13 protein-coding genes are annotated in these 13,617 nt (G+C 46.3%); 12 read left to right on the top strand and 1 reads right to left on the bottom strand.

From position 1 onward, the window contains the following. The first annotated feature begins 122 nt into the window (after positions 1-122). The 3 genes from ASL11_RS03695 to holA all read left to right on the top strand — a co-directional run bounded on the left by ASL11_RS03695 (position 123) and on the right by holA (position 3,124). Complete coding sequence (locus ASL11_RS03695) at positions 123-671, top strand: RNA polymerase sigma factor (RefSeq protein WP_056609807.1); 549 nt, start codon at positions 123-125, stop codon at positions 669-671. Next, on the top strand, positions 668-1,897 hold the full coding sequence (locus tag ASL11_RS03690) for an anti-sigma factor family protein (protein ID WP_056609805.1): 1,230 nt from the start codon (positions 668-670) through the stop codon (positions 1,895-1,897). The genes ASL11_RS03695 and ASL11_RS03690 overlap by 4 nt, the downstream gene beginning before the upstream one ends. A gap of 207 nt (positions 1,898-2,104) precedes the next feature. After that, positions 2,105-3,124 carry a DNA polymerase III subunit delta gene (holA, locus tag ASL11_RS03685; RefSeq protein WP_056610145.1) on the top strand — a complete coding sequence of 340 codons (1,020 nt, stop codon included), beginning with the start codon at positions 2,105-2,107 and terminating at the stop codon, positions 3,122-3,124. A gap of 65 nt (positions 3,125-3,189) precedes the next feature. On the opposite strand, the gene rpsT is transcribed toward holA, so the two are convergent. Beyond that, positions 3,190-3,441 (bottom strand): 30S ribosomal protein S20, encoded by a 252-nt coding sequence (gene rpsT / locus ASL11_RS03680; RefSeq protein WP_056609803.1) that lies wholly within the window; start codon positions 3,439-3,441, stop codon positions 3,190-3,192. 195 nt (positions 3,442-3,636) lie between these two features. On the opposite strand from rpsT, the gene gpr reads away from it, so the two are divergent. The 9 genes from gpr (at position 3,637) to grpE (ending at position 13,617) form a co-directional block, all read left to right on the top strand. Then, complete coding sequence (gene gpr, locus ASL11_RS03675; RefSeq protein WP_056609801.1) at positions 3,637-4,635, top strand: GPR endopeptidase; 999 nt, start codon at positions 3,637-3,639, stop codon at positions 4,633-4,635. Positions 4,636-4,930: 295 nt separating this feature from the next. Continuing rightward, positions 4,931-6,160: a stage II sporulation protein P gene (gene spoIIP / locus ASL11_RS03670; protein WP_056609799.1), complete on the top strand. Its 1,230-nt coding sequence runs from the start codon at positions 4,931-4,933 to the stop codon at positions 6,158-6,160. A gap of 28 nt (positions 6,161-6,188) precedes the next feature. Next, complete coding sequence (locus tag ASL11_RS03665) at positions 6,189-6,581, top strand: DUF3679 domain-containing protein (RefSeq protein ID WP_056609797.1); 393 nt, start codon at positions 6,189-6,191, stop codon at positions 6,579-6,581. Between the two features lie 73 nt (positions 6,582-6,654). Further along, positions 6,655-8,469 carry a translation elongation factor 4 gene (gene lepA / locus ASL11_RS03660; protein ID WP_056609796.1) on the top strand — a complete coding sequence of 605 codons (1,815 nt, stop codon included), beginning with the start codon at positions 6,655-6,657 and terminating at the stop codon, positions 8,467-8,469. Positions 8,470-8,552: 83 nt separating this feature from the next. Then, on the top strand, positions 8,553-9,704 hold the full coding sequence (gene hemW / locus ASL11_RS03655) for a radical SAM family heme chaperone HemW (protein ID WP_056609794.1): 1,152 nt from the start codon (positions 8,553-8,555) through the stop codon (positions 9,702-9,704). Positions 9,705-9,845: 141 nt separating this feature from the next. Further along, entirely contained in the window at positions 9,846-10,319 is a 474-nt protein-coding gene (locus tag ASL11_RS03650; RefSeq protein ID WP_235550364.1) for an N-acetyltransferase, read from the top strand. Between the two features lie 110 nt (positions 10,320-10,429). After that, positions 10,430-11,458 carry a heat-inducible transcriptional repressor HrcA gene (hrcA, locus tag ASL11_RS03645; protein ID WP_056609791.1) on the top strand — a complete coding sequence of 343 codons (1,029 nt, stop codon included), beginning with the start codon at positions 10,430-10,432 and terminating at the stop codon, positions 11,456-11,458. Next, positions 11,455-12,996: a TCP-1/cpn60 chaperonin family protein gene (locus ASL11_RS03640; protein ID WP_056609789.1), complete on the top strand. Its 1,542-nt coding sequence runs from the start codon at positions 11,455-11,457 to the stop codon at positions 12,994-12,996. The genes hrcA and ASL11_RS03640 overlap by 4 nt, the downstream gene beginning before the upstream one ends. A gap of 57 nt (positions 12,997-13,053) precedes the next feature. Then, positions 13,054-13,617: a nucleotide exchange factor GrpE gene (gene grpE, locus ASL11_RS03635; RefSeq protein WP_056609787.1), complete on the top strand. Its 564-nt coding sequence runs from the start codon at positions 13,054-13,056 to the stop codon at positions 13,615-13,617.

The following is a 13,617-nucleotide window of genomic DNA, read 5'->3' as shown; positions in this document are numbered from 1 at the left end:
TGTTATGTGGCTCATTATTTGTTATTCTGATAGATGCAAGTTATTAATATATTTATTCTAAAAAAATTGCAACCTTATGAGATGCGAGCGCGTCTGTAAGAATGCAAGGGGGAGGGATCCCAGTGATAGCACCCGAACTGGTAAGATCAGCACAAGCCGGTGACCGTGATGCGCTCATTACCCTATTGCGAGAGATTGAGTCTCACGTTTATCGGACGGCTTTTTATATTTTGAATAATGAACAGGATGCGCTTGATGCTTCGCAGGAAGCTCTTCTTCGGATTTATACCAAAATTAATTCCTATGAAGAAAAAGCCTTGTTCAAAACGTGGGTGCAGCGGATTGTTACGAATATCTGCATCGATAAATTTCGCAGAGCGAAGCCAACGGTTTCAATGGATGAACATGAGATGACTTTTACAGCTGATAATGATGTAGAACAGGAAATATTGACAGGCTACCTAGCTCAGGATATTAGAGAGGCAATTGAAAAGCTTCCCGAACACCATCGCACTGTAGTTGTTCTACGTTATTTGCAGGACTTTTCGTATCATGAAATTGCAGAATCGCTTAATTTACCACTCAATACGGTGAAGTCTTACTTATTCCGAGCTAGACACACCTTACAGTCGTTACTCCAAGATTATCAGAAAGGAGGTGTTCGGGGATGAAATGTCAAGAGGTGATGATGTTCATGCAAAGACAGCTAGATGGAGATTTAACTCCAAAAGAAGAAAATGAGCTGCATGCTCACCTTATGCATTGTTTGGACTGTGCACAGATGTTTGAGCGTCTGCAGGCATTGTCGAACGAATTGTCCCAGCTTCCTAAGGTTATGCCGCCTTTCAGTTTGGTTGATGCTATTATGCCACAGCTACTTGAATTGGATAAACAAAATGCGATGGAAGTGGCGGATAATGTTGTTGTCTTCCCATCGAAGGTTGCTAGGATTGAATCAGTAGAAGACATGCCTAAGCGCTCAGGGGTGAGCCGATTTAAAGAACAGTTCTCGTGGAAAATCGCAAGCGGCGTTGTTGCCGCGGGATTGATTATTGGATTTTTCGCATTTAATATGCAAAAGCCTGTTATCGACAATGCGGACGGTATTATGTCTCGTTCAAGCTCTGATTCCAAAGCTGCGGCGGAGAAGCGTGTAATGGCAACTTCAGAAACGAATCAACAAATAGGCAGCGATGACATCGCTAAAACCAAGGAAACAGCTGCGACAAATGAAGGATCGCTAGTTGCACCTACGGCCGATTTATTTGCAAAAGGGGCAGACACAGCAAACACTTCTACTGGCAACGGTGGGAATTCGCCGCAGGCTACTTCCAAGGCACAGCTAGAAAAACCAGGTGCATATATTTCGCCAACGAATGGCGGTGACATGCAGACGAACAAGGTATCACCATCTACATCTGCTCCAGAGCGGTTGAGAGATCCTGATGCATCTGTTCCAAAGTCGGATAAGATGGATTCCAATGCTGAGGCCGCTACGCCTGCCGCTGGCTTAAGCGTACCGCAATCATCGTTAGAGCCGAAGTCGACGGAGTCACCAGTCAGGAAAACAGCGCCGACACCAACCGTTGATCCTTCGAGTTCAGACCGAATAAGTGCGAGTCAAGGTATTCTCTCATATACCGTTCCTCAAGGGGAGGCTAAGCTAAAGTCAACAACGGGTACTTATGAGGCAACGATTGAAGACCGACACGTGGTCATTCGAAACACCCTCACGCTTGAGCTTGTATTTGCTTCCAAGCATGTATGGCAAGCAGAAGATCAAATTAGGTTGTTGGAATGGTCGAAGGATGACAAGCTGTTCTATGAGGTTATTAGTAAAGGATTGCTTCAAACGATTCTTATCGATGTCAAAGAGAAAACAGAAGCCAATAAATAAAAAGAAATTTCGTTGCACCAATTTGGCTGAAATTGCGTAAACTATCTTAGGGAATATGGAACAGTTCATTCATCCACACGAGTTAAGGTTTCTAGGGCCTTGAATCGGTGTTTAAATAGACTGGCGAAGGGATTGCATCAAAGTCTTCGGGCTTTGACGTAATCCCTTTGTTGTTGTTAAAATAAACAGGAGGGGTGAATGCTAGTCATGGATGCCAAAAGAGCATTAAAAGATATACAAGCAGGCCGCCCAGCGCCCGTTTATTTATGCTACGGACCTGAGAAATATAAAATGCGCGAATTTATTCAGATTTTAACAGATTCATTAATGGGGCCAGAAGACCGGGAATTTGCAGTGAGTAAATTTGATTTGAGTGAAATGCCACTTTCATCTGCGCTAGATGATGCAGAAACGTTACCTTTTATGGTGCCGAAGAAACTGGTTATTGCTAAAAATGCGATGTTTTTCACTGGAGCGAAGGAAAATACGAAGCTAGAGCACAATATGGATCGCTTAACAGACTATTTGAAATCACCAGCGGAACATACGGTCGTGGTATTCACAGTGGATGCCGATAAATTGGACGAGCGTAAGAAGATTGTAAAGGCTTTAAAGGATATGGAGGCAGCTGTGCCGTTCCTTTCTTTGAGCGCAGAGGAATTGACGGATTGGGTTGCTAAACAAGCCAATACGCTTGGCTTTACATTCTCAGGTGGCGCGGCAGACCAGTTGATCTTGTATACTGGAGGCAATTTACAATCGCTATCGGCCGAACTTGAGAAGATTTCCTTATATGTCGGTGCCGAGGGAGTAGCTTCACCTGACGTTATAGATCAATTGGTCGCTCGGAGCACGGAGCAGAACGTATTCATACTTATTGAAGATATCGTGAATGTGCGGTTGGAGCGGGCATTTGTGATCTTAGAGGAGCTTCTGAAGCAGCGAGAGGAGCCGATCAAAATCGCGTCGCTTATCGCCAGACAATTCCGGATCATGTTGCAGGTGAAGGAGCTTGGCAAGCAGGGCTATTCACAGCAACAGATGGCTTCACAAATTGGCTTGCATCCTTTTGCGGTTAAAGTTGCCGAAGGGCAGGCACGAAAATACGATGGGCAGAAGCTGAGCCGAATTATGGGTGAGCTTGCTGATCTTGATTTGCAGATGAAAACGGGGAAAATTGATAAAGTGTTAGGGTTGGAATTATTTCTTCTTAGGCTGGCTGCCTAGGAAGAACAATGGAAAAAAGACTAATTCTCCTAGGAGAATTAGTCTTTTGCTTTTATGTCCGTGAATTACGCTTGAGCCGAAAGAGCGTTTAGCTTTTTAGCTAGACGGGACTTCTTGCGGTTAGCGGCATTTTTATGAATTAAACCTTTAGAAGCAGCTTTGTCTAATTTCTTAGAAGCAGAAACTAAAGCTTCAGGGGTCAAAGCTGTTTCGAAAGCTTTCACAGCAGTACGCAAAGCGGACTTGTGGGAAGCGTTGCGAAGACGACGCTTTTCGCTAACTTTTACTCGTTTAATAGCGGATTTAATGTTTGGCATGAAATTCACCTCCTACTTACAAAACACGTTCAACGTTACATTTGTATGTTTGCTGACAACTTTAAGTATTCTACCACGCAATATTTCAAATTGCAAGAGCTGTCAATAGGTTTTCAGTGGTCTTTATCTCTGCATAACGCCGCGGCATCTGTCACACAATAAGCAACACAGCGCAAGTATGAAAGGGGAACTCCAATGGACTTAGGCATATTTAACACACAGACCGATCTTGCACTCGATGCAAGGGATATGGCCCATGCAGCCAATCAGGGGCAACCGATTCCTGGTATTGAACAGGAGTTCACACGGGAAAACGGGATTCGCGTAACCAAAATAAACGTCCTAAACGAAGAAGGCTCCAAAGCGCTAGGTAAGCTTCTGGGTCATTATATAACGATTGAGGTACCCGCACTCCGGGAGAAAGACAGTCAGCTTCAAGATCGCGTGGCGACGAAGCTCGCTCAGGAGTTTGAGCAGTTTTTACGACAAGTCGGTATTCCGAAAAATGCGAAAGCCCTGATTATTGGACTTGGTAATGGAAATGTTACTCCCGATGCCTTGGGGCCACTCGTCGTTGAGAATATTATGGTGACGCGTCATTACTTTGAACTTGTACCTGAAGATGTGAGTCCGGGCTATCGAGCTGTAAGTGCTGTAGCCCCAGGGGTACTCGGCACAACGGGGATCGAAAGCAGCGACATCGTGCAAGGAATTGTGGATAAATCCAAGCCTGATTTCATCATCGCTATAGATGCGCTGGCATCTAGATCCTTGGATCGTGTTAATACGACCATTCAGATCGCAGACACCGGCATCCATCCAGGTTCAGGAATTGGCAATAAGCGTAAAGGCTTGACGAAGGAGCAACTGGGTATTCCAGTTATTGCGATTGGGGTCCCTACCGTTGTGTATGCCTCAACAATTGTGAACAATGCTTTTGATCTCATGCAGAAGCATTTCAGCGGTCAAACGAGCAATACGGGGCAGATATTCGGACTTCTGGACAATATCAACGAAGACGAGCGGCTGCAACTGGTCAAAGAGGTGCTAAACCCCGTAGGACACGACCTACTCGTTACTCCGAAGGAGATTGACCAATTTATTGAGGATATAGCCAATATCATTGCCAGCGGCTTAAACGCGGCTTTACATGACGCTGTAGATGTCGATAACGTAGCTGCGTACACGCATTAATGAAACGAGAGAACTGAGCCTACTTACGTGGGGGCAGTTCTTTTTGGCGTTCATGCTGCCTATCAAATCAAGTAGAGAACCTTCCATCCTTTCTATGATAAAAACTTCTATCGAAGCCCTTCGAGGATGAGCGACCGGGTTTTAAAGGTTGTTTTTATCGCCAATAAGAATTTGTTCTTCCGAATCTCGGAAACTTGTAAATTCTTATGTGGTCAAAAAAATCTAGTGAAAACTAGTTCTATCGTTCGGGCTCGTTTCATAGATTGAATTAAGATAGTTTAGGAGGAATCAAACTATGAAATGGACATCAGCCACATGGAATTTCAGCCAAGTTCGCAAAACCTTTCAGAGCGCCAGTTCCGTCGGGAAAACGTTTATGGTTCTTAGCACCTCGACCTTAGCTCTATTCGTACTTATTGGTCTGGGTGGCGTCCTACAAAGCAGATTAATGTCTACATCGCCTGTATCATCCATGAAAGGTCTCGCCGCCTCTGTCACGAATCAGTTTTTTATCGATATGTTGGGTATGGAAGTCCCTCATTTAAATAAGGATCAGAAAAAGTTCACTTTCTCCCAACACAACGTGTTTCACTTCGCTTTTCAGATGATGACGGATATTAATCCAAGTGATCCTAAGAGTTTAGTCGCAAGTGAAGTGCCCGGCATGGAGTTGAATAAGTCGACGGTATTAGTAAGAGGGAGCGAAACGAATCCAAGTGCCCCCTATGATCTAAATCCAATATCCAGTGATTTGGAAGCGGAAGCTAGATTTCCACAGCCAACGCCGTCAGTGGAGCCGACACCGATTAGCTCTTCAACCCCTTCTCCTAATGCAGTTGCACAACCACCGAAAACAGCTGGCGATAATATCGCTTTTATCTATCAAACACACAGTAATGAGTCCTTTCTACCAGAGCTGAAAGGTGTATCCGATCCAGATAAAGCCTACAGCGATAAAGTGAATATCATCTCCGTCGGGCAACGGTTAGCTCAGAATCTAGAAAGAGATGGCATTGGTGCTGTGCATTCTTCAACTGTTTATCCGAGTACTGTCAAAGGGTTTGAATATCCGTATTCCTACAAGTATTCAGCCAAAACGCTTCAGGAAGCGATGGCTTCGCATAAGGATTTACAGTACTTCTTCGATATTCATCGCGATTCTGCAGCGCGCAGCAAAACAACAGCAACGATCGAAGGCAAGGATGTCGCACAAGTCTATTTTATAATCGGCGGAAAAAACCCGAACTGGAAAAAGAACGAAGAATTTGCAAGAAAAATTCATCAAGTGCTGGAAGAGAAGCACCCCGGGGTCTCGAAAGGGATTCATGCGAAAGAAGCCAGCGAGGGCAACGGGTTGTACAACCAGAACATTTCGCCGAATAGTATTTTGATCGAGGTGGGAGGGCCTTACAATACCCTCGAGGAGTGCTATCGGACGACAGATTGGCTGGCTGAAGCGATATCCGAAGTAATTTTGAACGCGAAAAAAGTGGATGCACCCGTGACTACACCTAAAAACTCGTAAGCGAGTTAACATTGGAGGAGGGAATAAAATGAGGCTGAGGCACTTTTATATCAAGGTTGGCTTGTTTGGACTCTTGCTGTTGTTTTGTATCTTGTTCGGCGTCAGTCTAGCTTCCAGCGGCATGGAACGCATAGAAGGTCCTCAGCCTTCCTCCAAAGCAGCCCAACAAGTTGCGCCAACGAAGGCACCGGGAAAAGTAGTAACGACGGTTGCCCAAGCATCGTCTACGCCTACACAAGCTAGTAAAGACACGGTTGTAAAAGGGAAACAGGCGACAGAGCCACAAGCTGAACCTGTTGCCATTCATGATAATTCATTGAATCGTGTAGGGAATAAATTAGGCGAACTTTTACAGATAACGGCGCACCATGGCATTAAATTGTTTATTTCTTTGTTTGATGCTGTTTTAGGCAAAGGCTAGGTGTGCATTGCTCCGACTTCCCACAACTGCTATAATGAAAATTATTTGCATGTAGTGGGGGTTAGTCTTTAGCATGACGGACATTCGAGAAAGACAACAAAGAATTCGCAACTTTTCAATTATCGCTCATATCGATCACGGTAAATCAACGCTAGCTGATCGCATTCTGGAATATACAGGTGCATTGTCTTCACGTGAGATGCAAGAGCAAGTTCTCGACCAGATGGATCTGGAGCGTGAACGCGGAATTACGATTAAACTTCAAGCGGTGAGATTAGGTTACCGCGCAGACGATGGTGTCGATTACATCCTTAACTTGATTGATACACCAGGACACGTAGACTTTACTTATGAGGTTTCACGAAGCCTAGCGGCTTGTGAAGGCGCATTGCTGGTTGTTGATGCGGCTCAAGGGATTGAAGCTCAAACATTAGCAAACGTATATCTCGCATTGGAAAATAATTTAGAAATTTTACCAGTTATCAATAAAATTGATTTACCAAGTGCGGACCCTGATAAAGTAAAGCAAGAGATCGAAGACGTGATCGGGCTTGACGCAAGCGATGCTGTACATGCATCAGCTAAAGCGGGGATCGGTATTAAAGAGATCATTGAGCAAATTTGCTTAAAGGTACCGGCACCACAAGGTAATCCTGACGCACCACTGAAGGCATTGATTTTCGACTCCCACTATGACAGCTACAAAGGTGTTATCGTATACGTGCGTGTTGTGGACGGCGCGATCAAAGCAGGCTCCAAAATCAAAATGATGGCAACAGGCAAAGTATTTGAAGTTATTGAAGTAGGTGCGTTCAAACCTAGAATGTCATCGGTTCCTTCCCTAGAGGTTGGAGATGTTGGTTTTATCGTTGCCGGTATTAAAAATGTTGGAGACACCCGTGTCGGTGACACGGTAACGGAAGCAGATCGCCCTTCACCTGAAGCGCTGCCAGGTTACCGTCGCATTAACCCAATGGTTTTCTGTGGATTGTATCCAATCGAAACGACCGATTATAACGATTTGCGTGAAGCGCTGCAAAAACTTGAACTGAATGATGCTTCCTTGCGTTTCGAGCCTGAAACCTCAACAGCATTAGGCTTCGGTTTCCGTTGCGGATTCTTAGGACTCTTGCATATGGAAATCATTCAGGAGCGGATCGAACGTGAGTTCAACATCCCATTGATTACAACGGCACCGAGCGTTATTTACCGGATTACGTTAACGAATGGTGATGTCATGGAAATTGACAATCCATCGAACTATCCGGATCCACAACGAATTGATTTCGTTGAGGAGCCATACGTGAAAGCTTCTGTCATCGTGCCTAATGATTATGTGGGTACCATTATGGAGCTTTGCCAAGGTAAACGCGGTGAATATATGAATATGGAATACTTAGATACGAATCGTGTTACATTGACTTACGAAATCCCGCTATCTGAAATTGTCTACGATTTCTTCGATATGCTGAAGTCACGGACGAAGGGCTATGCTTCCTTCGACTATGAAGTTAGTGGCTACAAGAAATCGAATCTCGTGAAAATGGACATCTTGCTTAATTCTGAGCAAGTGGATGCACTTTCCTTCATCGTTCACAGAGATACAGCTTATCATCGTGGCAAAATCATTTGTGACAAGCTCAAGGAGCTTATCCCGCGGCAAATGTTTGAGGTGCCGATTCAAGCGGCAATTGGACAGAAAATCGTGGCGCGTGAGACCGTAAAAGCGATGCGTAAGAACGTACTTGCGAAGTGTTACGGTGGTGACATTTCCCGTAAGCGTAAATTGTTAGATAAGCAAAAAGAAGGTAAAAAACGCATGAAGCAGGTCGGTAGCGTAGAAGTGCCGCAAGAAGCGTTCATGGCTGTTTTGAAAATCGACGAATAGATGCATGGAACTCAAAGCTGGGGTGGCAGCGTACGCTGTCCCTTGGCTTTTTGTCAATTGTGACCGTGGAAAGGAATACCCTTATGTTAGTTACTTATACAACGCCTACGGCGGTGTACATTCATATCCCTTTTTGCACAAATAAATGTCATTACTGCGACTTTAACTCGTACGTGCTCAAAGGCCAACCTGTGATGGAATATCTAGATGCGCTTGAGCGTGAAATGGAGCTCACGGTAAGGAACCATCCTCCTCAGAAGGTGGAGACGATCTTTGTCGGCGGGGGAACGCCAACGGTGTTGCTTCCAGATCAAATGGAACGTTTCTTACGTATCGTACGCACTTATTTCCCAGCGGACAGTACAGAAGTCGAATTTTCGATGGAGGCCAACCCGGGAACAACGGACGAAGATAAACTTGCTGTCATGAAAGCTGGCGGTGTAAATCGCATCAGCTTTGGTGTGCAATCGTTTAACAATGATATTCTTGCGGCGATCGGCCGTATTCATAATACAGATGATGTGCATAGAAGTATTGCCAATGCGAAAAAGCTAGGCTTCGATAATTTATCGATCGACCTGATGTTCGGGCTTCCGAAGCAAACGGTGGAAATCATGCAGGCTACATTAGATGAGGCGCTATCGCTTGATTTGCAGCATTATTCAATATACAGCTTGAAAGTAGAAGAAAACACGTTATTCCACACCTTGTTCAACAAAAATCAACTGCCGCTCCCGAGTGAAGATGAGGAAGTCGATATGTACGAGTTGATTATGAAAAGGCTGGAGGGAGCGGGTTACAAGCAATATGAAATCAGTAACTTTGCCAAACCGGGCCGCGAAAGCAGACATAATACGATGTATTGGCGCAACCGTTCTTATTACGGATTAGGCGCAGGTGCACACGGGTATATGAATGGTAAGCGTCATGTGAATGTGAAGGGCATCCAACCGTACATTGATGCAACGAAGCTTGGTTTACCGATCATGGAGCAATTCGATGTTACTCCACAAGAAGCGATGGAAGACTTTATGATGGTTGGCTTGCGCCTGCTAGAGGGTGTGCGAAGCAACGACTTCATGGATCAATTCGGAGAGACGATCGAATCCCATTTTGGAGCTACCCTGCAAAGCTGGATAAACAAAAAGCTGATTGAGCAAACGCCAGAAGGATATCGTCTGTCCAAGCACGGCATTTTGTTAGGAAATGAAGTCTTTGCCTCGTTCTTAAGCTAATCCGAAATAGCGCAAAAAACGCTTGTGCATTTATACGTATTGTTGTATATTTATACATGAATCCACAAGCGAAACAGCGGAAAGCCGCAGGGCGCTAGCGTGGCTTTTATGCATTTTTGTGCGAATGGTGGGTGGGGAAGCGTGAATACATCAACTACGGTGTCCGTAAGAAAAGCTTCAGTGGATGATATCGATAAACTTTTTGAAATTATACAGGGGTATGCCAAGCAAGGCATCATGCTGCCGCGGAGCAGGGAAATGCTCCAAGATCAAATTGATACGTTTGTTGTCGCTGAATTTGATGGCTTATTAATAGGCTGCGGTTCATTGACGAGACTAGGACCAGATCTTGTTGAGATTCGCTCACTTGGGATGACGCCTGGCTACAAGGGTCAAGGGATCGGTGGCAAGCTGGTTGATTTCTTAGTTGAAGAGGCAAGAAGTCAAGGAATTATTAAAGTTATGGCACTTACTTATGAAGTGGCTTTCTTTCTGAAAAACGGCTTTACACTCGTTCCGAAGGAGATTTTTCCTGAGAAGGTTTGGAGAGACTGCATGCATTGCAAAAAACAGTATTGTTGCGACGAAATCGCCGTACTTAAACGTTTGGATTGACTTGACAACAGACCTTAGGGTCTGTTATTTTTGTATTAGGATTTAGCACTCACTAAATACGAGTGCTAACGAAGGTGGCAAATAGTGAGAAGTGAGGAGGAGGGGTACTCATGTTGACAGAGCGCCAACGCATGATTTTAAGTGCAATCATTGATGATTACGTTCGTTCAGCGGAGCCAATTGGTTCGCGAAGTATTTCGAAGCGTGGGAATGTTGGTTTTAGTCCAGCGACCATACGTAATGAAATGTCTGATCTCGAAGAAATGGGCTATCTTGAGCAGCCTCATACGTCCGCAGGTCGTATTCCTTCACACAAAGGTTATCGCTATTATGTCGATCATTTGTTGAAGCACGGCTCCTTGCAAAGTCATGATTTGGACTCCATGAAGGGGGCTTTCGCAGAACGTATTCAAGAGATGGAAGGTGTTATTCAGCACGTTGCTGGCATGCTCTCCAGTCTTACGAATTACACGTCTATTGTGCTCGGTCCTGAAGTATTTAGCACGACATTGAAGCATATCCAAATTATTCCGATCTCGGATACAACGGCTGTTGCGATCCTAGTGATGAATACGGGTCATGTTGAAAATAAGACTGTAACGATACCCGAAGGGATTCCGATGTCGGAAATCGAGAAGGTCGTTAATATTCTGAACACTAGGCTTAAGAATGTGCCATTGGTTCAGTTTAAATCGAAGCTCTACAATGAAATTTCTAACGAGTTAAGCAAATATGTCACCGGCTATCAAGAGCTTCTTGGTTTGGTGGAAAGCGTGCTTCAAAGTGATGAGAAGGACCGTGTATTCCTTAGTGGGATGACAAATATGCTTACACAGCCTGAGTTTAAGGACGTGGAGAAAGTAAAGAGCATTTTTGATCTGCTGGAAGAAGCACCAACCCTAATCAAGTTATTTACTCCGTCAAATGAAGGCATTGAGATTAAAATTGGTGCTGAGAATAGTATTGAAGCCATATCGAATTGCAGTTTAATTACAGCTTCTTATTCCATTGGCGGTACGCCGCTTGGAACGATTGGTATTTTGGGACCTACTCGCATGGAATACGGTAGAGTCATTGGTTTAATGGAACATCTATCGAAGCATATGGAATTGGTCCTAGGACGTTGGTATGGCAAATGACAGGAGTCAAACCCATGCACGGTGAAAGTGAAGAACGGTACTCTACGTTAGTGAATAATGCTGCGGCAGTCAGAGCGATTTGTTCTGCTGTCGAAGGAACCCTAGGTCCTAAAGGACTAGATACCATGTTAGTTGGCGGCCAAGGTGATGTCATCATTACTAACGATGGTGTAACCATATTGGAAAAGATGGATGTTACTCATCCTGCTGCTAGGCTAATGATTCAAGTCGCTCGCAGTCAACAACGCCAAATTGGCGATGGCACAACGACAGCCACAGTGCTTGCCGGAGCCATGGTGCAAGAAGGCGTCGCACAAGTTACTCGCGGCGTCCCTGTTGCCAAGGTTGTCACTGGCATGCTACAGGGCATTGAATTGGCCGTAGCGAGCTTACAGGGCCGTAGTCGTCAGATTGTAGGCCTTGGAGATCGCGCGCTGCAGCGGATTGCTTATACGGCGGGGCGCGAGCAAACAGATATCGCTAAGCTTATCATTCAAGCAGCGGAAGCGGTCGGTGAGGCGAAGCTGCGCGAAGAAGGCTATCGCTTCGCGGACAGCGTGATCGCACATGAAGAAGCGAGTAGCGAGGTTTGGACCGGCATTCTGCTGAACCAGAAGCCGATGAACCTACATCTCGAGCATGAGCGGCGAGATGCGCGCATTCTCGTGCTGCATGATGCCCTGGAGCCTGAGGCGGTCAGCGAAGAATCGCTGGTAACCGAGGCAGGCTTCCAGCGCTACATGCAGCTCCGGGAGCTCTTCCGCAGCAGCCTCGGCTCGCTGCTGGAGCTTGGCGTCGGGCTGATTGCATCAGACCGCGGGGTTGACCCTGAGGCGGAGCAGTTCTGCTCCGACCATGGCATCCTCGTGCTGCAGCGGCTGTCCCGCCGGGACTTGCAGCTGCTGAGCGAGCACACCGGCGCTAGGCCGGTGCGGCGCACGGCGCTGCGCAAGAGCGCGCCGGAGCTGAGCGCTGCTCTCGGTCACGCGGGCTATGCCGCGTATGACGAGCGGTTAGAGCGCGTACGCGTGGCGCGCGGTCACGGCGAACAGCACGTGACCGTGATCGTTGGTGCCGCGACGCGCGAAGCGGCGCATGAGCGCTCGCGCATCGCGAAGGACGCTGCGTCAGCCGTCCAAGCCGCCGTGCGCGGCGGGTACTTGCCTGGCGGCGGCGCAGCGGAGATGGCCGTCGCACATGATCTGGAGCGTGTGCGCGAGACGATGAAGGGCATGGAGGGCTTTGGTGTGGCCGCTGTCGCGGGAGCACTGCGCAAGCCACTGTCGCAAATCGTCGTGAATGCAGGCTACAATCCGCTCGAGAAGGTTGAAGAGTTGAAAGCGGCCCAGCTTGCGCAGGATACGGACAGCCTAGGGATCGATTGTGATACGGGGTTGATCACGGATTTTGTGGAAGCGGGGATCATGGATCCGACAGATGTGAAAATTCACGCTCTGCAAGCGGCTGGGGAAGTTGCTGCCGCGGTGCTGCGTATCCATACAGTGATTAAGATGAAGCAGCCTTTTGAAGAGAACTAAAGATGGGCAAACTAAACCCAAATCCATCGTGTATTATGTTTAGGAGGTGAAGGACAATTGAGTACTGGAGATAACAAAACAGTCGAACAAGACATTGACACTACATACGCAGCCGATAACGAAGCAACGACTGATGAAGCTGGTGTAGAAGTTTCCGAGGAAGCTACAGTATCTAGCGAATTGGAACAGGCGCGTGTGCAAGCCGAAGAAAACTATCAGCGTTTATTACGCGTTCAAGCGGACTTCGACAACTTCCGTCGCCGTGCAAGAGCGGAGAAGGAAGATTTCGCGAAATACGCTTCGCTAAAATTGATTGAGCAGCTATTACCGATTGTGGATAACTTTGATCGCGCGCTGTCTTCAAGCAAAGAGACGAAGGATTTCGACGCATTGGTGAAGGGCTTGGATATGACATACCGCGGTATCGATCAACTATTAACTGCTGAAGGGCTTAAGCCTATCGAAGCTGTTGGTCAACCGTTCAACCCTGAATTCCATCAAGCCGTGATGCAAGTGGAATCCGAGGAGCATGAAGAAGGTATTGTTGTAGAAGAATTGCAAAAAGGCTATATCCTAAAAGATAAGGTCATCCGACCTGCAATGGTTAAAGTTAGCGTATAG

The sequence above is a fragment of the Paenibacillus sp. Soil750 genome (assembly GCF_001428045.1).
Lineage (GTDB): Bacteria > Bacillota > Bacilli > Paenibacillales > NBRC-103111 > Paenibacillus_E > Paenibacillus_E allorhizoplanae.
The sequence above is the reverse complement of the archived record's forward strand: the minus strand, read 5'-3'. Positions and strand labels throughout refer to the sequence as shown.

What these genes read in the sequence shown, in the direction of transcription:
- ASL11_RS03690 (WP_056609805.1), top strand. Translation starts at nt 668, where the DNA reads ATGAAATGTCAAGAGGTGATGATGTTCATGCAAAGACAGCTAGATGGA.
- holA (WP_056610145.1), top strand. Translation starts at nt 2,105, where the DNA reads ATGGATGCCAAAAGAGCATTAAAAGATATACAAGCAGGCCGCCCAGCG.
- rpsT (WP_056609803.1), bottom strand. Translation starts at nt 3,441, where the DNA reads ATGCCAAACATTAAATCCGCTATTAAACGAGTAAAAGTTAGCGAAAAG.
- gpr (WP_056609801.1), top strand. Translation starts at nt 3,637, where the DNA reads ATGGACTTAGGCATATTTAACACACAGACCGATCTTGCACTCGATGCA.
- spoIIP (WP_056609799.1), top strand. Translation starts at nt 4,931, where the DNA reads ATGAAATGGACATCAGCCACATGGAATTTCAGCCAAGTTCGCAAAACC.
- ASL11_RS03665 (WP_056609797.1), top strand. Translation starts at nt 6,189, where the DNA reads ATGAGGCTGAGGCACTTTTATATCAAGGTTGGCTTGTTTGGACTCTTG.
- lepA (WP_056609796.1), top strand. Translation starts at nt 6,655, where the DNA reads ATGACGGACATTCGAGAAAGACAACAAAGAATTCGCAACTTTTCAATT.
- hemW (WP_056609794.1), top strand. Translation starts at nt 8,553, where the DNA reads ATGTTAGTTACTTATACAACGCCTACGGCGGTGTACATTCATATCCCT.
- hrcA (WP_056609791.1), top strand. Translation starts at nt 10,430, where the DNA reads ATGTTGACAGAGCGCCAACGCATGATTTTAAGTGCAATCATTGATGAT.
- ASL11_RS03640 (WP_056609789.1), top strand. Translation starts at nt 11,455, where the DNA reads ATGACAGGAGTCAAACCCATGCACGGTGAAAGTGAAGAACGGTACTCT.